22 protein-coding genes and 1 pseudogene are annotated in these 23,997 nt (G+C 41.9%); 9 read left to right on the plus strand and 14 right to left on the minus strand.

From position 1 onward, the window contains the following. Positions 1–52 precede the first annotated feature (52 nt). Together EXT47_RS08970 and EXT47_RS08975 are read left to right on the plus strand one after the other, a co-directional pair. A complete protein-coding gene (locus EXT47_RS08970) occupies positions 53–1,702 on the plus strand; it encodes an electron transfer flavoprotein-ubiquinone oxidoreductase (protein WP_130126377.1) in 1,650 nt (549 codons plus the stop codon). Positions 1,703–1,785: 83 nt separating this feature from the next. Next, entirely contained in the window at positions 1,786–2,265 is a 480-nt protein-coding gene (locus EXT47_RS08975) for an acyl-CoA thioesterase (protein WP_010372647.1), read from the plus strand. 41 nt (positions 2,266–2,306) lie between these two features. On the opposite strand, the gene EXT47_RS08980 is transcribed toward EXT47_RS08975, so the two are convergent. The 3 genes from EXT47_RS08980 to EXT47_RS08990 all read right to left on the minus strand — a co-directional run bounded on the left by EXT47_RS08980 (position 2,307) and on the right by EXT47_RS08990 (position 4,077). Continuing rightward, on the minus strand, positions 2,307–3,356 hold the full coding sequence (locus tag EXT47_RS08980) for an energy transducer TonB (protein WP_039495965.1): 1,050 nt from the start codon (positions 3,354–3,356) through the stop codon (positions 2,307–2,309). Between the two features lie 251 nt (positions 3,357–3,607). Beyond that, positions 3,608–3,895, minus strand: coding sequence for a hypothetical protein (locus EXT47_RS08985; RefSeq protein WP_039495966.1), 288 nt, complete (start codon positions 3,893–3,895; stop codon positions 3,608–3,610). Next, positions 3,895–4,077: a hypothetical protein gene (locus EXT47_RS08990; protein ID WP_039495968.1), complete on the minus strand. Its 183-nt coding sequence runs from the start codon at positions 4,075–4,077 to the stop codon at positions 3,895–3,897. Before EXT47_RS08990 ends, EXT47_RS08985 begins: the two co-directional genes overlap by 1 nt. A 156-nt stretch (positions 4,078–4,233) precedes the next feature. Here EXT47_RS08990 and tsaA point away from each other — a divergent pair, with 156 nt between their 5' ends. The 3 genes from tsaA (at position 4,234) to EXT47_RS09005 (ending at position 7,731) form a co-directional block, all read left to right on the plus strand. Then, entirely contained in the window at positions 4,234–4,941 is a 708-nt protein-coding gene (tsaA, locus tag EXT47_RS08995) for a tRNA (N6-threonylcarbamoyladenosine(37)-N6)-methyltransferase TrmO (protein WP_039495969.1), read from the plus strand. 131 nt (positions 4,942–5,072) lie between these two features. Next, positions 5,073–6,800: a proline--tRNA ligase gene (locus EXT47_RS09000; RefSeq protein WP_130126379.1), complete on the plus strand. Its 1,728-nt coding sequence runs from the start codon at positions 5,073–5,075 to the stop codon at positions 6,798–6,800. A gap of 130 nt (positions 6,801–6,930) precedes the next feature. Continuing rightward, the gene (locus EXT47_RS09005) at positions 6,931–7,731 is read left to right on the plus strand and encodes a UDP-2,3-diacylglucosamine diphosphatase (protein ID WP_010604698.1); all 801 of its coding nucleotides are present in this window, start codon (positions 6,931–6,933) and stop codon (positions 7,729–7,731) included. A 22-nt stretch (positions 7,732–7,753) separates the two neighbouring features. Here EXT47_RS09005 and EXT47_RS09010 read toward each other — a convergent pair whose 3' ends face one another. From EXT47_RS09010 to EXT47_RS09030, 5 genes are all read right to left on the minus strand, one after another. Continuing rightward, entirely contained in the window at positions 7,754–8,047 is a 294-nt protein-coding gene (locus EXT47_RS09010) for a hypothetical protein (RefSeq protein WP_039495974.1), read from the minus strand. A gap of 148 nt (positions 8,048–8,195) precedes the next feature. Then, on the minus strand, positions 8,196–9,344 hold the full coding sequence (locus tag EXT47_RS09015) for a hypothetical protein (RefSeq protein ID WP_039495976.1): 1,149 nt from the start codon (positions 9,342–9,344) through the stop codon (positions 8,196–8,198). 155 nt (positions 9,345–9,499) lie between these two features. Then, complete coding sequence (locus EXT47_RS09020; RefSeq protein ID WP_130126381.1) at positions 9,500–10,708, minus strand: ABC transporter permease; 1,209 nt, start codon at positions 10,706–10,708, stop codon at positions 9,500–9,502. After that, on the minus strand, positions 10,701–11,486 hold the full coding sequence (locus tag EXT47_RS09025) for an ATP-binding cassette domain-containing protein (RefSeq protein WP_010604694.1): 786 nt from the start codon (positions 11,484–11,486) through the stop codon (positions 10,701–10,703). Before EXT47_RS09025 ends, EXT47_RS09020 begins: the two co-directional genes overlap by 8 nt. 1 nt (position 11,487) lies before the next feature. Beyond that, positions 11,488–12,288: a DUF3025 domain-containing protein gene (locus EXT47_RS09030; RefSeq protein ID WP_130126383.1), complete on the minus strand. Its 801-nt coding sequence runs from the start codon at positions 12,286–12,288 to the stop codon at positions 11,488–11,490. A gap of 258 nt (positions 12,289–12,546) precedes the next feature. Between EXT47_RS09030 and EXT47_RS09035 the strand changes: the two genes are divergently transcribed. Beyond that, positions 12,547–14,172 carry a M28 family metallopeptidase gene (locus EXT47_RS09035; protein WP_130126385.1) on the plus strand — a complete coding sequence of 542 codons (1,626 nt, stop codon included), beginning with the start codon at positions 12,547–12,549 and terminating at the stop codon, positions 14,170–14,172. A gap of 70 nt (positions 14,173–14,242) precedes the next feature. Further along, on the plus strand, positions 14,243–15,409 hold the full coding sequence (locus EXT47_RS09040) for a putative manganese transporter (RefSeq protein WP_052258305.1): 1,167 nt from the start codon (positions 14,243–14,245) through the stop codon (positions 15,407–15,409). Between the two features lie 316 nt (positions 15,410–15,725). On the opposite strand, the gene EXT47_RS09045 is transcribed toward EXT47_RS09040, so the two are convergent. The 3 genes from EXT47_RS09045 to EXT47_RS09055 form a co-directional block, all read right to left on the minus strand. Then, entirely contained in the window at positions 15,726–16,205 is a 480-nt protein-coding gene (locus tag EXT47_RS09045) for a hypothetical protein (protein WP_010604690.1), read from the minus strand. Positions 16,206–16,230: 25 nt separating this feature from the next. Beyond that, complete coding sequence (locus EXT47_RS09050; RefSeq protein ID WP_205991256.1) at positions 16,231–17,058, minus strand: S9 family peptidase; 828 nt, start codon at positions 17,056–17,058, stop codon at positions 16,231–16,233. Positions 17,059–17,334: 276 nt separating this feature from the next. After that, positions 17,335–17,907, minus strand: coding sequence for a hypothetical protein (locus EXT47_RS09055; RefSeq protein WP_205991257.1), 573 nt, complete (start codon positions 17,905–17,907; stop codon positions 17,335–17,337). Between EXT47_RS09055 and EXT47_RS09060 the strand changes: the two are divergent. Beyond that, positions 17,906–18,938: pseudogene (locus EXT47_RS09060) on the plus strand (IS110 family transposase). The gene EXT47_RS09055 and the pseudogene EXT47_RS09060 overlap by 2 nt on opposite strands. A gap of 518 nt (positions 18,939–19,456) precedes the next feature. On the opposite strand, the gene EXT47_RS09065 reads toward EXT47_RS09060, so the two are convergent. The 3 genes from EXT47_RS09065 to EXT47_RS09075 form a co-directional block, all read right to left on the minus strand. Further along, positions 19,457–20,164, minus strand: a complete 708-nt coding sequence (locus EXT47_RS09065; RefSeq protein ID WP_130126387.1) for an HNH endonuclease — start codon at positions 20,162–20,164, stop codon at positions 19,457–19,459. Positions 20,165–20,401: 237 nt separating this feature from the next. Further along, the gene (locus EXT47_RS09070) at positions 20,402–21,940 is read right to left on the minus strand and encodes a transposase (RefSeq protein ID WP_130126388.1); all 1,539 of its coding nucleotides are present in this window, start codon (positions 21,938–21,940) and stop codon (positions 20,402–20,404) included. 217 nt (positions 21,941–22,157) lie between these two features. Continuing rightward, positions 22,158–22,772, minus strand: a complete 615-nt coding sequence (locus EXT47_RS09075) for a hypothetical protein (RefSeq protein ID WP_130126390.1) — start codon at positions 22,770–22,772, stop codon at positions 22,158–22,160. Positions 22,773–22,994: 222 nt separating this feature from the next. On the opposite strand from EXT47_RS09075, the gene EXT47_RS09080 reads away from it, so the two are divergent. Beyond that, positions 22,995–23,997, plus strand: a 1,003-nt coding sequence (locus EXT47_RS09080; protein ID WP_130126391.1) for an IS110 family transposase, incomplete at its 3' end; no start/stop codon positions are given.

Genomic DNA, 23,997 nt, shown 5'->3' on the forward strand with positions numbered 1-23,997 from the left:
AAACTAAAGCCTCTCTTTAGTTAATCTACCGTCAAATAGTGTGAGGTTAATAATGGTCGAACGTGAAACCATGGAGTTTGATGTTGTGATAGTTGGTGCAGGTCCTGCGGGTCTGTCTTGCGCTATCCGACTCGCTCAACAGGCTCAAGAAAAACAACAAGAATTAATGATCTGTGTAGTCGAAAAAGGCTCAGAAGTAGGTGCACATATCTTGTCGGGTGCAGTATTTGAAACCAAAGCACTAGACGAACTTATCCCTGATTGGGCTGCAAAGGGCGCTCCCGTAACAACGAAAGTGACGGGTGACGACATTTATTTATTCAAAAATGAAACCAATGCCACCAAACTGCCTCATTTAGTGGTACCAAAAACATTTAAAAATGACGGCAACTATATTGTTTCGATGGGGAATGTTTGCCGTTGGCTCGCTGAACAAGCAGAGCAACTTGGCGTTGAAATTTTCCCAGGCTTTAGCGCCCACTCTCTAATTGTTGAAGAGCAACAAGTTAAAGGTATTATTACCGGTGATATGGGCCTAGATAGAGATGGCCAGCCTAAAGACAGCTATATGCCTGGAATGGAGCTTAGAGCGAAATATACCGTATTTGCTGAAGGTTGCCGTGGCCACTTAGGCAAACAACTTATAGCTGAGTTTAAACTGGATAAAGACGCTTCCCCTCAACACTATGGGATCGGCTTTAAGGAAATTTGGCAAGTAGACCCAAGCAAGCATAAAGAAGGTCTTGTTGTACACGGCACAGGTTGGCCGCTCGACAATGATACCCATGGCGGTTCATTTATGTATCATGCTGAGAACAATCAAGTCGTGGTCGGGTTAATCATCGACTTAAATTACACTAATCCACACCTAAGCCCATTTGATGAATTTCAGCGTATGAAGCATCACCACACCTTTGCAAGTGTACTTGAAGGTGGTGAGCGCATTGCCTATGGTGCTCGCGCAATCGCCAAAGGTGGCTTCCACAGCCTACCTAAAATGCATTTCCCAGGTGGTTTATTGATTGGCTGTGACGCAGGTACCCTCAACTTTGCCAAAATTAAAGGCAACCATACAGCAATGAAGTCCGGTATGCTTGCAGCCGATGCCATCATTGAGGCACTCGGCCAAGAGAGCGCTCCGTCAGACTTGGTAAGCTTTGCCGACAAATTTAAGGCAAGTTGGCTTTATGATGAGCTTTATCAATCTCGTAACTTTGGTCCAGCAATGCATAAGTTAGGTCGTATTATGGGTGGTGCCTACAATATGATTGACCAAAACATTTTCTCAGGTTCGCTACCATTTACTATTAAGGACGAACATCAGGATCACGCACAGCTTAAGCTTGCATCTGAATCGCAAACTATAAGTTACCCAAAGCCGGATGGTAAATTAAGTTTTGACAAACTTTCTTCCGTATTTTTATCGAATACCAATCATGAAGAAGTGCAACCATGTCATTTACAGTTAAAAGATTCTGATATACCAATCAAAGTCAATTTAGCTAAGTTTGATGAGCCTGCACAGCGCTACTGCCCCGCAGGCGTGTATGAAGTAAACGAAAACGAGCAAGGTGAAAAGCAGTTTGTCATCAATTCGCAAAACTGTATTCATTGCAAAACCTGCGATATTAAAGATCCGAGCCAAAATATAACCTGGGTCACACCAGAGGGTGCCGGTGGTCCAAACTATCCAAACATGTAATACCATAAATCCTAAATTGCGGGGGCGAAATGCCCCTTTCTTTCCTATACTTAGCGTATATTTTTAAAAATAGAGCTGAGCCTATGCCACAACAATCCGTCACCTTTCGATTTTTAGCAGAGCCCACCGACGTCAACTTTGGCGGTAAAGTACACGGTGGTATGGTCATGAAATGGATTGATCAAGCTGGATATGCTTGCGCCGCGGGTTGGAGCGGTAGCTACTGCGTTACCGTTTCAGTAGCGGGCATGCGCTTCCACCGCCCAATTCTTGTGGGTCAGATTGTTGAAGTTTCCGCGCGCATTGCCCATACCGGGAACACCAGCATGCAGATTTTTATTCAGGTGCGCTGTGGCGATCCAAAAACGCAGCGACTTGTCGAAACCAATCACTGTATTATCAGCTTTATCGCTATGGACCAGGCTGGGTATCCAATTCAAATTCCGCAGTTTAAAGCGAAAACCGAAGAGGAGAAAAAATTAGAAGCCTATGCGGTGAAAATGAAGGAAATAGCGATCCAGACTGAATCGCTATTAGAAGAAACCTTGTCCGATAGTAAATAACATAAAAGTCTGATAACAAAAATTGAAGTGTAGAAGTTCAGCTACGATTGAACTTCTATCAGTTTAAAGGAGCTATTCGGCTCACCAAAAACCAAGACATTACACTCACCCCAACTTTTCGGTATATTCCACTGCATATTTTCAGCAAATTTAAATTGTGAAAACTGGTTATCACATCTTACTTCAAGGGTATGAAGTGCGCCTGAAACCTCAGTGATAGCGAAATTTGGTCTGACCAATGCGTGCGTCCAGACATCATCATTTTTGATTTCAGCGGCTATAACAAGCATCTTGCTCTTATCTGCTATTAAAGCAACGATTTCATCTATGACAGGTTGAACTGCCGACTTGTAAGTGTCTTGTCCATCTAATTCCATTAGTTTTTTATGGTTTTTCAGCGCTCCTTTATATTCCTGCAGCTGGGTTTGGAGCTTAATTGCATTGATAAGTGCGTTGGAGTAGAGTTCAGGTTTAACGATATCCTTGCCGTGCCAGATGATCCCTTTATGCGCCTCAAGTTCTTGTCTAGGTTCAGCTGTTAGTTGAAAGTATCGCGCTTTTACTAAGTTAAAAAACGCTTCTTCATATCGATTCCAACGACCTTTTTTTGCCAGTTTATCAATATGTTCTTTAGCTTCTTCTAGTTTACTTTCGTCAAGGAGGTTATTGATGTTGCGATAACTTCTCACAAAACCTCGAGATGCCCCTTCTTCCGCATCTGACATATTGAATGAAAACATCACACTATTTTTGCACTGCTTAATCGGTTTACCATCTTTTGTTGCTGGAGAATATTGCCAACGTTTGATTGCTCGCAGTGCAGCGCGTTCGAAGCCTTTCTGTCCAGATGAATCCTCCACTATCGGAGACGCCACCGAACCATCCTCATTGATGATATAGCTCAGCGTAACCCAGCCTTCACCGCCGACTAACGCAACATTACGTGGATACTGAGGAGCAACTCTTTCAACAGCCGATGCATTTACGATTGTAGATAAATGTAAGTTTGGCTCGCTTTGCGCAAATGCGTCTGTTGTGAGTGAAGCGAATAGAACTGAGGTCATTAAAGTAGATTTAATAAAATTTTCCATATCAAATTGTCCGTTATTGATAGCAGCTAAAATATAGCACAGACTTTATATTACCAACATTGCTCCTGAAATAGGGACCTTATTTTTAGGATTTTGACTCTGATAAGATCCGTACGTCCTGTGAAAAACGCGTGCCTTGCTGGTCCTGCACTTTAATGGGAGCTAGATAATGTATTGGCTGTAGAGCCTATGAAAACTAGAACTCAAGATACAAAATCATTTGGGAATATTGGCTGGCTAGTTAAGCTGCGCTAAAGCAAATTTCTTGCTAATGTAAATATGGCTTTTTCACTTGCAGCGAGCGCGTCGCGTTTGCTTAAGTTGCCTTCTTTTAATAATTGTAAGCTTACTTTTTCCGCTTCTTGACTGAGCAGTACATCCATTTTAGTTGGACTTACCGCCCCTTCGGTTAAATCATTAATTATTGCTTGCAACGATGCTCTGCGCTCCGATATCGCGCGGATCAAAATAGGCTTTAGAGGAGAAGATTTGCAGAGTGCTTCTTGACAGCTTTGGTCAACCTTTCTATGAAACTCCATTATTTACACTCATCTCGTTTCAGGCGATTAAATGCTTGTAATTTTTCTCGTAAGCCTTGAATTGGTTTTATGTCTTCGACCAATTGCTTGTATTCGTATGCTCTAGTACCAATAATGTGTTCGTTATCTGTGCGTAAACTCGAACGTAAGCTATTTTGGGGCGAAAAAGTATACCGATTCATGTTGCGACTTCCATCAATATTCCATTATTTACAAGGTTATGCGAAAAATCTGAATAAATGAATTACATGACATTACAGGGCTAATTACGAGCAGGATTTTGTGAAAGTCAGGATCAATAGTAAACTTCGCTCATCTTAATTAAAACAGAGACCATAGTGGAACAAATCACTATCGAGCCCATCGGCTTTATCCAATCTCCTTATAAACAGAAGTTCGCTATCCCGAGACAACCAAGGCTTGTCCCAGAGGCAAAAGCCAAGCTTAGATTTGTTGGTGAATTCAATCGCGAAGAATTTGTTCGTGGTATTGAAGCGTTCACGCATATTTGGTTGTTGTTTCGTTTTCATGAAACCGCTGATAAGGGCTACTCTGCGCTTGTACGCCCTCCGAGACTCGGTGGCAATGAACGTAAAGGCGTGTTTGCGACTAGAGCGACTTTTCGACCCAACGGGATTGGCATGAGTGCAGTAAAGCTTGAGGGCGTAGAATATAAAAATGGTCAGCTGGATCTGTTGCTCTCCGGTGTAGATTTATTGGACGGTACACCAATCATTGATATAAAGCCGTATCTCCCCTATTCAGATGCCTTGGTGGATGCCACAGCAGGCTTTGCTGATACTCGGCCAGAAACGCAAATGTCTGTTAGTTTCTCAGACGAGGCTATTGTTTTTATTGAAAAACAAAAAAACTATCCTGAACTTCAGCAATTCATTACCAATGTACTGAAGCAAGATCCTCGTCCAGCTTATAAAAAGAAACGCACATCACAGCAGGACTATGGTATGAGTTTGTATGATTTTAATATCCGCTGGACAGTAGATGGTGAGCATAACCATGTCACTGAAATTTCGTTAGCAAAATAGCAAATTCAGCGGCTTGTCAATAAACTTATAAATTATGAAGATGTTTAGGTATTAAAGCTTTTTAAGCGGCTACTGCACTGCTAGAATAGCCGCCAATAAGAGAACAATAAGTAACTTATACTGGAATAATAATGCGTACGAGTGAATATATATTAGCGACTCTAAAAGAGACGCCGTCTGATGCAGAGGTGGTAAGCCACCAGCTAATGCTTAGAGCGGGTATGATCCGTAAATTGGCTTCAGGTCTTTATACTTGGCTACCATCAGGCCTAAAAGTTTTCCGCAAAGTAGAGCGAATTGTCCGTGAAGAAATGGACAAAGCGGGAGCGATTGAGCTGCTAATGCCAGTGATCCAGCCTGCAGAGCTATGGGAAGAGTCAGGCCGTTGGGAACAGTTTGGTCCTGAACTACTTCGTATTAATGACCGTCATGGCCGTCCATTTGCACTTGGTCCAACGCATGAAGAAGTGATCACTGATCTTGTACGTCGCGAAATCAACAGCTATAAGCAACTGCCGATCACACTTTATCAAGTCAGTACGAAAGTACGTGACGAAGTTCGTCCACGTTTTGGTGTGATGCGCGCGCGTGAATTCACCATGAAAGATGCCTATTCATTCCACATGACTGATGAGTGTCTTGAAAAAACGTATCACAAGATGTTCCAAGCTTACTGCAACATTTTTGATCGTTTAGGCGTTGACTACCGTCCTGTTATTGCTGACAGTGGTTCAATTGGCGGCAACCTATCGCATGAGTTCCATGTACTTGCAGAGTCTGGTGAAGATGCAATCGCATTCAGTGATGAAAGTGACTACGCTGCAAACATTGAAAAGGCAGAAGCGCTTGCGCCAACTGAAGCTCGCCCAGCGCCAAGTAAAGAGCTTAATACGTTTGACACACCAGAAGCTTTCACCATCGCTGAACTAAAAGCAAAACATGGCGTTAAACCACACCGTGGTGTGAAAACACTCATCGTGTATGGTGCACCAGACGAAGATGGTAAACGCGGCCTTGTCGCGCTTATCGTTCGTGGCGATCATGACTTAAATGAGCTGAAAGCTGAAAAATTAGCACTAGTGGATTCACCGCTCGAGATGGCGAGCGAAGAAGACATTGTTAACACTATTGGTGCAAAACCAGGCTCTTTGGGGCCTGTTGGTCTTTCAATGCCTGTTATTGTCGATCGCAGCGCAGCTATCATGGCTGATTTTGTTGCTGGTGCAAACAAAGATGGTGTTCACTACAGTGGGATCAACTGGGACAGAGACGTAAGCGCTTATACTGTTGAAGATATCCGTAACGTGGTTGAAGGCGATCCAAGCCCTTGTGGTAAAGGTAAAATCCTTATCAAACGTGGTATCGAAGTAGGTCACGTGTTCCAGCTTGGTACTAAGTACTCTGAAGCAATGAAAGCTGGTGTACTTGGCGAAGAAGGGAAAAACCAAACATTAACCATGGGTTGTTATGGTATTGGCGTTTCTCGTATCGTTGCCGCAGCAATCGAGCAAAATAACGATGATTACGGTATCAAATGGCCTGTTGCTATTGCGCCATTTGAGTTGGCAATCGTGCCAATGAATATGCATAAGTCTCACCGTATCCCAGAGATCGCAGAAAAGTTCTATGCAGATCTACAAAATGCGGGAATTGATGTGTTATTCGACGACCGTAAAGAGCGTCCGGGGGTTATGTTTAACGATATGGAACTTATCGGTATTCCATACACCCTAGTGATTGGCGAGCGTAACCTTGATGAAAATAAGGTTGAGCTGAAAAATCGTCAAACTGGCGAAAAACTAATGCTGGATATTGGATCTGCGGTTGAAACAATCGTTAATGCAATTAAAAGCAAATAAGCCTACGTAAATTGTATAATAAAAGAGCATACAGATGTATGCTCTTTTGTCATATTAGCTTCTCCTAACTGCCCCGCCACTGTCATCTTTGCCTCTTAGCATTGTCATTATTACGCTAAAGAGCCAAGCCATGAAAACAACATACTATCCGAGTATTTGGATCTCAGACGTACACTTGGGCTACAAGGACTGTAAAGCGAAGTTCTTGCTAGATTTTCTCAACAAAACTGAATGTGATGTACTCTATCTGGTTGGTGATATCGTTGATCTATGGTCAATGAAACGCCAGTTTTTTTGGGATCCATCCCACTATCAGGTATTAGAATGCATACAAAAAAAAGCGGGATCTGGTACACGCGTTATCTACATACCGGGTAATCACGACGAAACCTTCAGAAACTATGTTGGGCAAACGCTTTTTAAAGTCGAAGTGCATAAAACCTTTATTCATACCACTTCCGCAGGTAAGCGGTTTTTATTACTACACGGTGATGATTTTGACTCGGCAACAAGATACAACAAATTGATCAGTATCATTGGGGATGCCGCTTATGATTTTCTACTCTTCTTAAATCGCTGGACCAATCGTGTACGGCGCTTATATGGCGGTCATTATTGGTCGCTTGCATCTTGGCTGAAAAAACGCGTGCATAAAGCCAGAGAGGCCATTGCCGCATTCGAGAATGCAGCAATTCATGAAGCGAAGAAACAAGGTGTCGACGGTATTATCTGCGGGCATATCCACCAACCAGAGATCCGTGTCGTAGATGGTATTGTGTACTGCAACGATGGTGATTGGATAGAAAACTGCACGGCATTGGTTGAAAACCAAGAAGGTCGTATCGAATTGCTGCATTGGTCAGATGTACAATCTGTCCTCAACGTAGTTGAAATTGACAATGTTAAAACCGATAATGTTGAAGCCGCTTAATTAGCGGCTTTAGTTCTTTCGGTCACTCTTCTTTTAATAGCTTATGCAGTAAATCGATGCGTTTATTGATACGCTTGTTTTGCACGTGTGCCTCTGCGCTTAAGCTCATCATTAAAATCAAAAAGATGTATAAAACGGGTTGTTCAATAATTTCCGGATAGCGATAAATTAAAAATACGACTGCCGTTAGCATACCGATGATCTGGTAGAATCGTCGCTTATTATTAGGCCTCAGCGAATTAAACTCTTTTAGTATCGCTTCCTTTCGCGACATATCCTCAAACAGCGCTTGAGGACAATCCTGATTTTTCTTCATATGCTTTCACTTATGTATAGCGAAGTTATATTCGAAATAAACAATCGCCGTTGGTTAACAATACTTGTTGCCCAAAATGGGGAATTACACAAGCTTTATCACTTAAAAAGACGTTTTATGAAAACAATCTCCGCTTTTGTCAGGTGTGTTATATCACAAATGTGGTCATTGCCCAGACAATAATACCGATAATAAACACTAGAATGCCATATTGAAAATGCCTCACCATTGGGAACACCGCTTTATCCGTACGCTCAATAGACAAAGGATATTGCCAATGCGTTAACGCAAGTAAGAGTGGTTCGGCTTCTACGCTCATGCCAGAAAGTGAAACCGTTGCGCCATACTCAGTATCAAAGACCAAATCAACAATATGATTACGACGAGTCGACGCGGTTAACCTATCCAAGTCGCTGACTGTAAACGTATTCCAGTGTACCTTAATATCGTTAACTTCATCCTTTTTTACCTCACGTGCTTGTTTATCTGTAAACAGTAACGCAGGTAGCAGCAAACTATTTTCCTCAACCTTAATTTGGTTACAGGGCGATTGGTAAACAAAATAGTGTTTATTACTGATGAGTAAAGACGTCAACCAATAGCTCAAATACGTGAGCACCAAAAATACCAAACCAGCTATGTAATTTTGTGACGAGTAAAGAATAAAGCAGGTCATTAGAGCAAAAGCCCCTACCACCATCCAAACAATATGCAGCTTATGCTTAGGCGTCGGTAGTGCACATCGTAACACGGAGAATCGCGCTTCAATATCGCGATTGCTATTCATAAATAAAGGAAATAATCTTGCAAGGCTAGTGGAAGTTGAGCTCGTAGCTGATCTTCTATCTACATCCGCGCCCGCCGTTGGTTGAACGTTATGGTCAAGAGCTGATGCAGACAAAAGCGCGGTGAGTTTATCAGCTTGCCGTAAACACGAAAATGAATAGACCGCAGGCTCCTCACTTTCTGATAGATAACTTATACCAATATAATTGAGTTGCTTGTTACCACCCGAAGATACATCAGTCACAGTTGAAAGCGGTATCACACACTCGTCTATTCGCCAAACACTTACATTCAATAACGATAGTTGTTTAGTGATAACAAACTGCTTTTGTGCAGGGTCAAACATTAAACGATTACGGTATGACAATAGTAACAAAGAAATCACTAAGTAGATCAGAGCTTCCAAAAAGCTTGACCCGACTAAGTGAAAAACCGACGATAACAAGAATAAAATGGCAATGCCTTTAGTAACTGATCCACTGACTGACTTAAGTACCGTGGTTGATGTCATCCTACATTCCTTGAGTGACTAAAATTGAAACCTACGACTTCCGCAAGCTATCCAAATAAACAGCAGGCTAAATTACAAAAAGTTAAGCACTGAATAAGGCGTTTATCGTACAGAAAAACGCCATAACTCTCAATGACTCACGCCTAGCTGAAACTTTACCTAAACAATACGGTTTCTTTATTAAACCATTTAACGCAGCACACGAGTAACCCCGCTGCTAAAACAGCAGAAGCGCCAAAAATTAATGCGACGTATCCATAATCAACCGTGCCTTTGATGATTTCTTTAATCGCTAATGCGACATTGGTAATTGGGATCAATGCGGTTTTTGCGGTTAACTCCATATTTGGCATTAAAGACATCACAATGGGAATGAAGATCCCCATGCTAAGTGGTCCCATGTAGTTTTGTGCTTCTTTAAAGGTTCTGGCGTAAATTGAGATGGCAAGTGTTAGCGACGAAAGCATCACAGCAACAGGAAGCAACAACGCAAAAATCAAGACAAAGTCTAATAATGCAACCGACGAGAAGGCGTTTTTAATAACATCTAGTTCGACAAAGCTACTGGCAATCCCTATCCACAGCGCCATACTGGAGACCGTGATAAGCGCACAGAATATTGAACTGCTCAATACGGTTAAAAATTTACCTAACACCAGCTCCGTGCGTGAGATTGGTGTTAATAACAGCGTCTCTAAAGTGCCACGCTCTTTCTCTCCAGCGCCTAAATCAATAGCTGGATAGCTCGCCCCCATCAATACCAACGGAATTAACATGTAAGGGATAAACGCACCTAACTTCTCGCCTAAATTTTCGCGTTTGTCAGCAGTATCCACTTTAGTAATCGATATGGGTTGGAGTACTGCCGCTTGCTCCGCTTGCGACAATCCCAGTGAGGTTAACTTATCCGCTCTGAGTTCATCAGAAAACTTCTTAGCAAGTTTAGACAAACGGTCATAAATAAAGTTGATAGATTGCGCATCGTTAAACACGATTTTCCATTCACTTTTTACGCCAGACTCTAGATTTTCAACCGGATCGGATGGAATAAAAACCCCAACATCGATCACGCCACTTCGTACCGCATCACTCAGCGCTTCGACGCTATCAAGCTTAAGCTCACCAGCATATTTCTTAAAACTTTTATGATAAAAAACCTGCTCAGAGAACTTTTCAGCATAAGCTTCATTTACGATGTAATACGTATGGACTTCTTGCTTTGCTTCCATGGCGGCTTGTGAAGCCATAAAGCCCACTAACGCCATAATCACGGGAAATACCAACATCGGTAGTGCAATCACAAAAAACAGTGTTTTGCGGTCGCGCAGCAGCTCTCTAATTTCTTTTAAAAATACCTCAAACATGCTGTGCTCCCGTTAACAAATTTAAAAATGCCTGATTTAGCTCTTCACTTTGCCCCTTTGCTTTAAACTCAGCCAAACTGCCATCAAAACAGGTGATCCCTTTATCGATAACAGACACCCTATCGCACAATAACGCGACTTCATCTAAGTGATGGGTAGAAAATATAACGGGTGTACCACGTGCTTTGAGGTCGCGAATAAAAGAGATAACTGTTTGTGTGGTCATAATATCAAGGCCAGTCGTAGGCTCATCTAGTACCACGACTTTAGGGCTATGTACCACCGCCCTTGCTATATTGGTCTTTTGTTTCATACCGGTCGATAGGTGTTCAGCCCTTTTATCTAAAAAGGTCTCCATCTCTAAGCGCTGAAACAGCTCATCACATTTCGCTTTTAATGCTTTTCCTTTTAAACCATGAAGTCGTGCAAAATATTCAACATTTTCTTTGGCGGTAAGACGCCCATATAACCCTGTTGACCCTGACAGAAAACCGATGGCTTTGCGTGCAACAACTGGCTTTTTCACAATATCCTGGCCATCCACTAAGATAGTGCCGGCATCCGGCGTCAGCGCAGTTGAGAGCATACGCAAAGTGGTGGTTTTTCCCGCCCCATTGGGGCCGAGCAATCCAAGTACTTCACCTTGCCCACAGTGCAGGTTAACCTCTTCTACACTGTGAAAAAAACCATCACGCTCGCGAGGATCCGTCTGACTCTTTTTCTTTTTGTGTTCGCGAGTCAGGGCGAAGCGTTTTTTTAATCCATTGATAGCTATCATGCTATTTCCTTCTTTTCGGCCTGAAATAGTCCGTATTTTGATAAAATTCTAAATCTTGTGGCTCATGCCAGTTTGGGATCCCAAGCAGCGGAATGGGTGACATTTTGGTATTGTCTTCAAGCAGCCCATCATTGATCAGTGCGACCAATTTATCATCTAACCAACGATATTGTTCGCTTAGTGAAAGTTGCCAAAATGCAGCATCAACATTGATACACACCAGTTTTCCCGTTAGCCCAATAAAGGGATTGGTTAGCATCTCGTAGTTTGCGTGGCCAAATACAAAAGGCTTTAGGTTTTGCTGCCATTCTGAGCGATTATCGTAAAATACATTCTGCCATTGGTGTGATTTAAAGGCATCACGCCATTTATCATCATCGATTGCCAACACCAAACCACACTCATCAAAAAGTGTTAACGCATTGCGCTTTTTACTTCGCTGCTTTAAACCAAACTGTGCTATTTCTTCGATATGTAGGGCATTTAACAAAGCTTTTGTTTTTGGGAATAAACACCAAATCAACGCACCAAATAAGTCGTGCCAGTTTTGACTACGCGTCGGTACCTGATGGGTTTCAAAGATAATCTCTTCATAGTATTTATCGCCAAAGTCTATCGTTTCATCGGCCACAAAGCGGGTATCATACTGTTGCAAGCTAATGCTGTTTACGTGCGAAGACAGCCACTGGGGGCTTGGCCAGTCTTGTTGGCTTTTTAAGTCAAAAAGCTGATTTAAATGGGAAAATGGTTCAGCATGTAAACATGCAACCTGCCACGCCTCAGGCGCTGTAAACTTTTTCATTTGATTGAGATACTTATCATGCAATTAGCCGACTATTTTACTGAAGCGCCTGATACTTGGCAAAAGCCAATTGTAAATGAGCGTAACAGGCTACATCGCATGCTAAAAGTAAGGTAATTATTAAAAATTGTGCTGTGCTTTATACCAGCTACGGATTTTCATTAATTTCTATCTCCTCTAGCCGTCTTGTCCCGCTCGAACTTTTACGCATTTTATGTTACTACTTATGGGTTCCTAACAAGTAAAAGAAAGGCAATTATGAAACTTAAACTGACGCTCAGCGCTTTATCTATGGCGGTGCTGGCGGGCTGTGTTAGCACTAGCAATAGCCCCCAAGACATCGATACTGCATACAATAGTATTAACGATGCTCAACTCAGAGCCCATATTAAAACCCTTGCCTCTGACGAATTTGGCGGCCGTGCTCCGTCAACAAAAGGTGAAGAGCTAACGCTTGCCTATTTAACCAAACATTTCAAAGCGCTTGGCTATCAGCCAGGTAATGGCAACAGCTTCTTACAAGAAGTGCCGCTTGTTTCGCTTGAAGCCGATCCTAATATGACGTTAACAATCGGTGGCAAAAACTACGAATATAAAAAAGACATGGTGATGGGCTCGGCCCGTATCAGCGAACTCGAGTCAATCAAAGATTCAGAGCTGGTTTTTGTTGGCTATGGCGTAAATGCTCCAGAGTACGACTGGAATGACTACGAAGGCCTAGACGTGAAAGGCAAGACAGTGGTGATGCTAGTGAACGATCCAGGTTTTGCTAATCCTGATTCGGGTAAATTTACCGGTGAAGCTATGACCTATTATGGTCGTTGGACGTACAAATACGAAGAAGCTTCACGCCAAGGCGCAGCAGGTGCGATCATTATTCATGAAACAGCGCCGGCTTCTTATCCTTGGAGCGTAGTAGAAAATTCTTGGAGTGGCCCACAGTTTGGCTTCCAAAAAGAAAATAACAATATGGACCGCGTTGCGGTTGAAGGCTGGGTAACAGTAGACGTTGCTAAAGAGCTGTTTCAAAAGGCTGGACTTGATTTTGACACCGCAAAGAAAAAGGCAGCAGCTGGCGCATACCACGTTGATATGGGCAACCTAAGCGCGTCAGTTACCGTCAAAAACACCATCAAAAAATCAACTTCGTATAACTTTATCGCCACCCTACCAGGTAGTAATAAGTCTGACGAGCACATCATCTACTCAGCACACTGGGATCATTTAGGTACCGATCCAAACCGTAAAGGCGATCAGATCTATAACGGCGCGCATGATAATGCTAGCGGTACAGGCGGTATGATTGAGGTAGCTGAAGCCTTTACTAAACTGCCAACTCGCCCTAGCCGTTCAATTACGTTTTTGGCTGTGACGGCTGAAGAGCAAGGTCTATTAGGCTCAAAATTTTATGCTGCAAACCCTGTTATTCCAGCAGAGAGAACCGTTGCTAACATCAATATGGATAGCCTAAATTTATTGGGTAAAGTAAAAGACATCAGCGTAGTCGGTATTGGTAAATCTGAGCTTGATGAAATGCTGGAAACCGCAGCAAAAGCGCAAGACCGCGTCGTTTCAGGGGATCCACGTCCTGCCGCTGGTGGTTACTATCGCTCTGATCACTTCGCATTTGCGAACATGGGTGTGCCTGCCATGTACGCCGGTGGTGGAACCGAAGCACGAGACGAAGAGACTGAAACCTACCGTAAACGTATGGGCTTAGTATTGCGTGGTTGTTATCATCAGCCGTGTGACCGCTACCGTGAAGAGTGGGATTTAAGCGGCGCGATACAGGATCTACAGCTGTTCTTTAAAGTTGGCTACGATGTCTCTGAGCAAGATGCATGGCCGAAATGGAAAGCAACCGCAGAGTTTCAAAGAAAATAATACAAATGATATTGATTTTCATTTAAAATAAAATTAAAGTGCAACTTAGACAATACACGGGTTGCACTTTATGTTTTCATCTCTACTTCGATACTCTCAACCAGCACATGGCGCTAAGGTGAGTTTATTGTTCAACAAACGGCTAATTTTACCCCTCGTTATTATTGTACTTTTAGCATTTGAAACGGCGAGACCAATTGTGGTCAGCGCACTGAGTGATGCATTCTTTCAAGTCAGCGTTTTTGTTGCTGCTACCCTGCTCGTGTACTACTTTCTTGTTGACAGAATTCCACAGCTTAATCTCAGTTATCTGAGTACCAAATCCCCTATTCTCGAAATAGCCATGGCGTCAATATTGGGTGCGCTGCCTGGCTGTGGTGGTGCGATTATCGTGGTCACCCAATTTACCAAAAAACAAGCGAGCTTTGCTTCAGTTGTCGCAGTGCTTACTGCGACGATGGGAGATGCAGCGTTTTTGCTACTCGCCAAAGAGCCCCTGACAGGCCTTACTATCATCGCGATGGGCGTTGGTGTGGGTATCGTGAGTGGGCTATGTGTGCACTTAATTCATAAACCCGACTTTTGTGTCCCGCAGACCATCAATGAGGTCGAAGAAGAAACCTTACACGCGAGCCGTGCGTTTAGTTTAAGCCGTAAGGTGTGGAAGCTATGCTTACTGCCTAGCCTTGCAATTGCGCTCGCGATTGCTTTTAACGTCGACTTAGCACCTTTTGATACAGAAATTGCTTGGCTTGGAGCAGCATTGTGTCTTTTTGCTGTGTGTGTGTGGGCACTTAATTCAAAAGGCGTAAGCTATAAAGATATCACCTGTGAAGAAGGTGAATGCGACCCTCCGTCAAAACTCACTAGAGTACTACAGGACACACACTTTGTGACCGCTTGGGTCGTTGCAAGCTTTTTGCTTTACGAGCTATCTACTGCGTATTTAGGGCTTGATCTCGCGGTTTGGTTTAAAGACTATGCGCTGTATGCACCACTGGTGGCCATTCTTGTCGGATTATTACCTGGCTGTGGACCCCAAATTGTTGTTACAACGCTGTACCTGCAAGGCGTCGTGCCATTTAGTGCCCTTGCAGCCAATGCCGTTGCTAACGATGGCGATGCGTTATTTCCAGCGATAGCATTGGCACCAAGGGCAGCACTATTTGCCACTATCTACTCTGCAGTGCCTGCATTTATCGTGGGCTACGGCCTCTACTACATTAATTTGGCTTAATATTTGAGCACGTCGACGAAGTGATCTGAGGCAGGCTCAGTGCGCTAACTCATACACGATCTGGCAGTTTAAGGTTATGAGTTCAACCAAATCTGACCGTCCGTAACTAATTAATGGCCGAAAAGAGCGAATAGCGGGCGGTCAAATAAACTTATTTTTGGACAAAAATGTTTTAGGTCGTCGGCTGTATTAGGTGAGTTTCGCATAAAAATTCCTATGGGCTAACGCCGCATTAAGGTATGAGTAACGCTTGGCTATACTTGAGCGAAGCCAAAATGCCAAGTGTTGCGGATAACTATTAAGTCCTTTGTTAGCACTATAAGTACTCTTGACCAACACTTTGCAGCACAGAAAGCATTGCCAACACTTCAGATGCTACATAGCTACCATTATTACCTTCGAAACCATAGCGCCATGAAACGAAATGTTTACTATTTGTTTCAAAGAAACTTTCAGCAGATAACCCCATCTCTAGAGCATCGAACTTGCTCACTATTTTCTCTTTGTACTCACAAGGTAAACCACCAAACAAATTCTGTAAGTTATGACCTTGTTGGCTAACGTTGCCTATGACTCTTTCGTATTGAACAACCCCTTCGCAGTACACAGAAGGTTTTTTAAAAACTGTCTTTCCATCAAAACATTTCAAATATAGTTCAAGCGCGAAACTAGCATTTACTATAAAAGGCGCACCGCGATATTTCATTAACTCTGATTCATGTAATACGTCTGCCGCAATATGAAATGCTTCTGCCTGATAATAAATTTTAGGTTCTACTTGCCTTACCACTTTCATCGTAACCTCATATAGTGCTAACTCCTCAATCAGTCGACGCGTTAGCGGTCGGCTGCACTAATTTGTTAGGGTTTACAAGCTTGCTCTTTAACCAATTATTTATATCGCTTACTATCTTTTCGCGCATGCTTTCGCCATTAATATTCGCGAACCCATGATCGAGCGCTTCATATCTTCGGTATTCAATGTTTTGCTTTTTAATCTCTCTAAGGTTAGTGATCATTTCATCGACTTTGTCGGGTGATACAGATAAATCTCCACCCCCTTGAAGAATAAGCAAAGGTGTGTTCACCTTTTTTAGAACGTCAAATTGATCAATAGATAGCATCTGTTGCCACCACTTGTAACCATGTCCACTTACTTCGAGCTTATCTGGTTTGTTGTTAAGAATGTGAATTGAAAACTCTTTAAAACCAATGATACTTGCTTCCGCTTCTGTACTATTTGCGGCGTTCGCAGAAATATTGTGTGTGACATCATCAATGAACTTTCTCCCCCCTCCATTGAAAGTGATTGTTGCAGTTATACCGTCAATTGTCGCTGATACTAAATTCGCTATAATTGCCCCTTCACTACCACCTAAAACAACAAGATTAGAGTATTTATTTTGTTTCCGTATAAAGTCTAAAACTTTCATAACGTCAGTCACACGCTGATCCGGACTGTCGTTTTGAATGTATTGTGCTGGACAGTCTTTACGTTCAGCATCTTCGCTATAGGTCAGCGCGCTATCAATACCGTATTTTTCAATTAAGAGGACGTCTGCCTCTGGCCACACATTCTGATAATCTGTAAATATTGTTTCGATTTTTAGAACGCTGTTGCAATCAGATCCCTGAAGAATCAACAGCAACGTATCACTCTGTGACTGAGGGAGCGATCGAAGGAGGTAATAAGATATATTAGTGCCATCATCTCTACTTACGGTATGAGTGCTGATGTTTTTCGCATTCAAAGAAAAAGTAAAAATAGTAATGCTAAATATACTCCAGTTTACATTTGCTACCCTAACACCCTTGTTAACGGGCAGCAAAACATAGCGGCGATTTTGTTGAACACTTGGACTTGCACAAAACTAAATCGCCGCGGAGTTTTGACGTCCCTGTTGAGCAGTTTGTTATATGCCTATTTACGTTTTTGACCTTATTAGAGAAAATCCGCCATCGACATGAATTCGGAAATTGTTATTAAAGCCACTTTTAATCGTGACATCGGTTAGCGTACTACATAATTGTTCTTTAGGGCATAGTGAATGGACAAGCTCAAAAACATAGCCACCTTGAGCTAAGTAGATTGTGATTTCTTCGCTCATATTCAGCCAAACCACATAGTTTCCATCTATTTTTAGAAATACAGTTGCTAAAGAACCATGAAAACCAACATCTCTAGTGATTTTTACAGGGATAGTACGAATGTCGTCAGGCTTATATAGACTTTGATCGTACAACCTGTCTTTAGATGCAAGTTTTATATCCTCTGCTTTTGGTGGTTGAGTAGCACAGCCAGAAAGAACTACTGAAAGTAAAATAAATGGTAATACTGCTTTTTTCACAAAATATCCTTTTTCCATTTTATTTAATATGACCGCCAGATGATAAGGCATATAAAAATTTAATAGTGGGTGATGAGATGGACGCTCCCAAATCGGCGTCAATGCGCCAAACTGAAAGTTGCAAACACAGTTATTAGGAGAGTCCATCATGAATAACGTTAGCACGCTTTCAATTGATCTAGCAAAAAATGTATTCCAACTTTTATCGTTTGATAAGCAAGGTAATAAATGTTTTTCCAGAAGGTTAGATAGAGCAAAGCTCTTGCAAACATTAACCCAATTACCTGCTTGTAATGTTGTTATGGGATCATGCTCAACGTCTCATTATTGGGGGCGGTACTGCTTACAAGCTGGGCACCAAGTTCAGCTTATCCCTGCGCAACATGTTACCCCTTTTGTCCGTGGCAATAAAAACGATAAAAATGATTGTATGGCGATTTATGAAGCGAGCCTTCGACCTAACATTCGCTTTGTTCCTGTAAAAACAGAGCATCAACAAGCAATCCTAGCACTACATCGCTATCGGGAACGGCTCATACATAATCGAACTGCCTGCATCAACCAAACATGTGGTTTGTTACTTGAATTTGGCATCGTCATCAAGAAGAGCTTAAAGTCTTTTCGTGCAACCATTGCTGATCTGCTCAACCGTAACTTACATGGAGCTTTAAATCTACTCCTCAGAGACGTTTATGAAGAAATGCAAAAGTTAGACGCCAATATTAAAAATGTAGAGGCACAATTTAAGCAGTTTAATGAACAGAGCCAAGCTGCTCAAATTATCCAATCCATCCCCGGAATTGGGATTATCAACACATCGGCATTGAGTGCCACAATAGATAAAGGAGAAGCATTTTCTAATAAAAAGGAGTTGGCTGTGTGGCTTGGGATCACACCACGTCAATATGCTTCGGGTGAAACCAATAAGATGGAAGGGATCACCAAACGAGGTGATCGTTATCTTAAGAAAACAACTCATTCATGGTGCCCGTACAGTGGTCAATCATGCGCACAAAAAGCAGGATGATTTAAACAAATGGATCAACGCATTGGTAGAACGTCGCGGTAAAAATAAAGCGGTGGTAGCCACGGCCCACCGATTGGCTCGCTTAATGTGGATATTGCTACAAAGAAATGAACCTTATAAAGCCCAATATACACAAAGTGAGGCGCAATCATGACTCAAATTATGGCTATCAAGGAGCCCGGGCCTCGAGCCCGAGTGGGTGTTTATGAGCCCTTGATAGCCATATTCTCATTGCTGTAAACATAACGATGAACAAAAGGTCAAACCTACCTAGTTAGACCCGTTATAGACAAGGCATTCAATGCCGCGTGGGTGTATTCTACTTTTTGGGTGGCTAGGTTCGAAACTCATTAGGGGCGCTGAAAGTCAGTTAAGCCCGAATATATGTCAGAGCAGCACCTTATTTAGGGTGACTCAAAGTGACTGTTTATCAATACATACAAATAGTAAATGAGAGATAAATAAAAGAAGCAACAAGGCTGTTAAAACAACCTTGTTGGATGAGTATTACTTGACAGCAGCAGAGCGTCCATATATGTCATCAATGATTTCTTAAGACGGATGGATAAAAGTGCATTACCCAAACGGATAATCTGTTAGATGAAACGCCCTGTGCGGACCCGCATGCAGGGTGTTGTGGGGGCTGAGGGCTAGATACCCTCGGCCACCCGATTAGCTGGGCTTGTTAAATATAATAGATTTCAATTCGTTAGGTGTAATTGTATGTCCTTTTCGGTGTAACATTGCATGACAATTGGGGCATACGGGAATTAGATCTTTAACGGGATCAACTTCATATTCACTTTTTATTTCTGATAATGGCACTATGTGATGAACATGAATGAACTCCTTGCCACGTTCACCATAAGTTTTTTCAAAGTCAAACTCACAAATCTTACAGAGATACCCCAATTCATCCAAACAAGCCTGACGTGCCTGAGGGTCTCTCTCATATGCATTAACAGTAATCGTTTTTTTTGCTCCCTCAAAAATAGGGCTGCCACTTCCAGTAGTTTCTTTACTTTGGGTAATTTCTATTTGAACAGCTTTAAAAGTATCCCCTTCAACCACTAATTTTCTTTTTTCTATTAGTGGGTTAAATCCATTGGCTAATGTTTCGCCTTTTTTATTCTTGGTAGTTTCGGTCTCAAAAACTAAAAGATCGTATCCTTGATTGATCACTTTATCTATATGCTTTAGAGAATGTGAATAGCCATTTCTCGACCATGAAGGGCTTAAAATTACATCTCCATTTCCCACATTCAGACTAAAAAGAATCTGCTTTTTTGAGTCACTACAATACGAATACTTACCTTGAGTTGACTTAAATGAGAGGCCCATAACTCGATTAACAAATTGTGTTCGTGTTTCATTTGCCATTGTAACTCCTATTTACAGATAAATTTTTGATAAAGCGCGGATACTAGAGAGCCAGCTAACGAGCCTGTAGAATAACTCGTTTCAAATTTGTTTTTGTAATCAACAAACGATAACTGAGTTCCTATTTTGATTCAATCGTTTAGTTGGGTGCGAGTTGTTATTTTAGGGCGTTTTTTTAAGCTGGTTTGTTGTGGTTTGAGAGGCGTTTCGGAGCTGTTAGGTCAGGTTGTTCTTAGCTTACGACACCCTTTCTCGTAACTTTTCGATATTGTGAACAAGGCAGTATAGCTGCCATTGAGCATTGACTTTTACTTGGCTGCGTAATGTGAGCTTATTCATCCCTTTATTCACCGTAATGTTGCCGAATACAGGTTCGATACATCCAAGTCGTTTGCTGTATTGTCGTCGTCCTATTGGGCTGTCTATTTTTACTTTCATTTTGTCGATGTAACTGATTTTTTTGCGTGATTCATCACTCTTAAACTGTACTTGTCGGCCTGTTTTTATCGGTGGCTTTCGCATGCACTGCTGTTGTAGTGGGCATACTTTGCAATCTTTTAAGTAACCACAGAATCGCGTGTATTCTTGGTTGTAGCTTTTTACATTGATACCGCTTCGCCACATCTCGTTCCCTGCGGGGCAGTGGCAGGTTTGTGTTGCTTCATCATAATGGAAGTCGTCTGAGGTAAATAAGCGTGGCTTGCCTTTACTGCGTTTTAATCGGCGCTTTTCTTGCTCTGTTTCGTAGGTTTCGCTCTCTTTAAACAGTGGGTTGCGTTTTCTAAATTGGTTATCAGCTATGTAAGTATCAAAGCCACTTTGCGCCATGAATTCAAGGTTCGCTTCACTATTAAATCCACTGTCTGCGGTAAATTTAATGGCCTGTTTGTGAGAGAATTTATCACTGTTCAGTTTTTCAAGTTGTCGTTTTAATTGCTCAACGGCTGGCTGCAGTGTTTGTTGCTCGCCCACCGAGCCCCATGCCTGTGCTTGTAGTATAATTTGATGTTTATCATCGTTTATCGCTATCCCGTTATAGCCTTGAATTGTGCCTTTTGACGTGGTCATTTTCGCGCTGTCTGGGTCGGTAATATTACTTTTAACCGGCTTACCTTTACTGCCTGTTTTCTCTTCGTGAGTAGCCAAGAACGCGGTGATTTTATCTGCACTTTTATCTAGCTTTTCTTTTTGCTTTAAGTCTTGAGTGACCAGCTCTTCACTTAAGCCATCTTGCGCTTGATGGCGCTCAATTATGCGTTTGCTTGCGCGTTCTAATTTGGCTTTTTTACGGCCTAGCTCATCGAATGTACCGCTCCACTCTTTACTTGCGTTGGACTTCAATTTGCACCCATCAATGGCAAACATGTTGCGGCCTATCAACCCTTCTTCGTCACAAATCATCAGCACTTGTGTGAATAGCGGTTCAATCTGTTCGTGCATTTTAGCCACAAAACCCGCTATTGATGTGTAATGCGGCTGAATATCACCCGACACACTCATAAATAAAATGTTTGTTTCACACGCTTTAGCAATTCGCCGACTACTGATTAAACCATGTGCATAGCCCAGTAAAATAACCTTTAACATCACCTCGGGCGGATACGCCGCAGCGCCTGTTTTGTCGTTGTTATACCAAGCGTCAAAGCCCGACAAGTCAAGCTTATTTTCGACAATATAACAAAGCGCATATTCAAAGGTTCCCGGCAAAATTTGCTCAGCGAAATTGATTGGAATGAATTTATTTTGGCGGGATAAGTCTGGCTTATAGTTGGCCATAACAGATTACCGTGGGTGAATAATAGCTATTAGATCACAGTAACCAACTCGATTCAAGGTTAAGAAATAGTCAATCCAAAACCAACAATCCAGTACCTGAAAAGAGTAATTCTACAGCCTCAACGCCCGCATAAGTGGCGCAATAAAGCTTGGCTATAATAGCGAAGAATGAGCGCAGCCAAGCTTTTTGCGTCCATCCTTAATACGATTGTTATATTCACTCGTTAATATCGGGCAAAACAGTTGCGTCAAATAATATACGATGTTGGCTCGGATTCCTTTGGCAAAGCAATGTGTGCTTTTTATAGTTTTTAGGACCCACAATATATAATTTCATTTCCGATTGACACCATGGACAATCACATGTGATTTTCGAAAGATAAATCCCATCTTTTGTTCCCGCCTCCAAATTATTTAAACCCCAAAAATGGGTAAACCTAAATCTTTTTAAAGTAAAAGAGAGCATTACAAAAGTTAAAGAGATGCCTAAACCAATTATGAATAAAAGAGGAATGTAGCTCAGAGAAGTGAAATATGGGAGTAAAAAACCAATAATGCTCGCAAGACTTCCCCAAGTTCCTAATTTTAAAATAGAGGAACGGTTAGCAACTTTACCATTTGATGACCAGGGTAGGTTTACTAAGTGACGCTTTATATTCAGGATATTCGGATCAATATTATTCGAGTCATTGTAATTATCGCCAATATGAATAGAGCTATCGATAATTTCTGACCCAATTGTATTTACACTTTTTTTACCACTAGAAATCGAGTTACCACTAGCTTCTTTTTTTGTGCCGCACGAAGAACAAAATATATGTTCAACAGCCATTTCATTACCACAGTTTGAACAAAACACAGATTTGAATACTCCTTGTGAATATAACGCTTGCCGTAAACGGCACAAAATAGCAGACTAAAATTGGCGACGAAGGAGCACAAGCCTGCTGTTTTGTGTCCATGGTTTAACGGCCTTGATACTTATTGAACCTTCTCCCCGAAGTTTAGCGAACAGCTAAACTTCTAGGCGACGAAACCCAAAGGAGAAAGCTCAATGAAATTCTATACTACTTTTCATAAATATTATTGTGGAATTGACCTTCATGCACGCATTTTATACGTTTGCATTATTGATGAGCGTGGTAATAAAGTTGTTCATCAGAAAATAAAAGCTGATAAACATGAATTACTTAGACTGATTTCGCCCTATCTCGAAGATATCGTTATCGGTGTTGAATGCATGCATTGTTGGTATTGGGTGAGTGATTTATGTGCTGAACATGATATTGATTTTGTGCTTGGTCATGCGCTTTACATGAAAGCTATTCACGGTGGTAAAGCCAAAAACGATAAGATTGACTCTTATAAAATCGCTAGTCTATTGCGTGGTGGCAACTTCCCGCTGGCTTACAATTATCCTGCTAATATGCGTTCAACACGCGATTTACTTCGCAGACGAACGCGACTGGTTCAGCATGGCGCACAACTGAAAGCGCATATAGTTAACACAAATAGCCAGTACAACTACCCGCCACTCGAATTACACATGAAAAACAAATGTGTTCGACAAGAATTCCAAACGCATTTTGACGACCAAGCCGTCCAACGCAATGTTAACTTTGATCTAGCCATCCTCGATGCCTACGCAGAAGAGCTTAAAAAACTTGAATATTATTTAGAGAGTAAAGCTAAAAAGCATCAACCAAACTATTACGCACAACTGCGTACCATACCAGGTATTGGTCTTATTCTAGCCATGACTATTTTGTATGAAATTGGTGATATTAACCGCTTCGAGTCTGTACAAAAATTTGCATCTTATTGTCGACTAGTTAAGTGCAAAGCAGAATCTGCTGGCAAAACCTATGGCACCAGCGGCAATAAAATTGGAAATGGACACTTGAAATGGGCGTTCAGTGAAGCCGCTGTACTTTATTTACGTGGAAATGATAAAGCTCGGTGCTACTTAAACAAATTACAAAAACGCATGAGCAAAGCCAAAGCACTTTCAGTGCTCGCCCATAAGCTCGGTCGTTGTGTTTATTTTATGCTTAAGA

It is taken from the genome of Pseudoalteromonas sp. CO342X, assembly GCF_004208915.1.
Lineage (GTDB): Bacteria > Pseudomonadota > Gammaproteobacteria > Enterobacterales > Alteromonadaceae > Pseudoalteromonas > Pseudoalteromonas maricaloris.

Bases quoted from the DNA above. Each gene is read 5' to 3' on its own strand.
- EXT47_RS09005 (WP_010604698.1), top strand. From the start codon at position 6,931: ATGAAAACAACATACTATCCGAGTATTTGGATCTCAGACGTACACTTG.
- EXT47_RS09045 (WP_010604690.1), bottom strand. From the start codon at position 16,205: ATGAAAGTGGTAAGGCAAGTAGAACCTAAAATTTATTATCAGGCAGAA.
- EXT47_RS09070 (WP_130126388.1), bottom strand. From the start codon at position 21,940: ATGGCCAACTATAAGCCAGACTTATCCCGCCAAAATAAATTCATTCCA.
- EXT47_RS08970 (WP_130126377.1), top strand. From the start codon at position 53: ATGGTCGAACGTGAAACCATGGAGTTTGATGTTGTGATAGTTGGTGCA.
- EXT47_RS08975 (WP_010372647.1), top strand. From the start codon at position 1,786: ATGCCACAACAATCCGTCACCTTTCGATTTTTAGCAGAGCCCACCGAC.
- EXT47_RS09035 (WP_130126385.1), top strand. From the start codon at position 12,547: ATGAAACTTAAACTGACGCTCAGCGCTTTATCTATGGCGGTGCTGGCG.
- EXT47_RS09025 (WP_010604694.1), bottom strand. From the start codon at position 11,486: ATGATAGCTATCAATGGATTAAAAAAACGCTTCGCCCTGACTCGCGAA.
- EXT47_RS09015 (WP_039495976.1), bottom strand. From the start codon at position 9,344: ATGACATCAACCACGGTACTTAAGTCAGTCAGTGGATCAGTTACTAAA.
- EXT47_RS09030 (WP_130126383.1), bottom strand. From the start codon at position 12,288: ATGAAAAAGTTTACAGCGCCTGAGGCGTGGCAGGTTGCATGTTTACAT.
- EXT47_RS09020 (WP_130126381.1), bottom strand. From the start codon at position 10,708: ATGTTTGAGGTATTTTTAAAAGAAATTAGAGAGCTGCTGCGCGACCGC.
- EXT47_RS08990 (WP_039495968.1), bottom strand. From the start codon at position 4,077: ATGAATCGGTATACTTTTTCGCCCCAAAATAGCTTACGTTCGAGTTTA.
- EXT47_RS09075 (WP_130126390.1), bottom strand. From the start codon at position 22,772: ATGGCTGTTGAACATATATTTTGTTCTTCGTGCGGCACAAAAAAAGAA.
- EXT47_RS08980 (WP_039495965.1), bottom strand. From the start codon at position 3,356: ATGGAAAATTTTATTAAATCTACTTTAATGACCTCAGTTCTATTCGCT.
- EXT47_RS09055 (WP_205991257.1), bottom strand. From the start codon at position 17,907: ATGATGGACTCTCCTAATAACTGTGTTTGCAACTTTCAGTTTGGCGCA.
- EXT47_RS09000 (WP_130126379.1), top strand. From the start codon at position 5,073: ATGCGTACGAGTGAATATATATTAGCGACTCTAAAAGAGACGCCGTCT.
- EXT47_RS09040 (WP_052258305.1), top strand. From the start codon at position 14,243: ATGTTTTCATCTCTACTTCGATACTCTCAACCAGCACATGGCGCTAAG.
- EXT47_RS09065 (WP_130126387.1), bottom strand. From the start codon at position 20,164: ATGGCAAATGAAACACGAACACAATTTGTTAATCGAGTTATGGGCCTC.
- EXT47_RS09010 (WP_039495974.1), bottom strand. From the start codon at position 8,047: ATGAAGAAAAATCAGGATTGTCCTCAAGCGCTGTTTGAGGATATGTCG.
- EXT47_RS08985 (WP_039495966.1), bottom strand. From the start codon at position 3,895: ATGGAGTTTCATAGAAAGGTTGACCAAAGCTGTCAAGAAGCACTCTGC.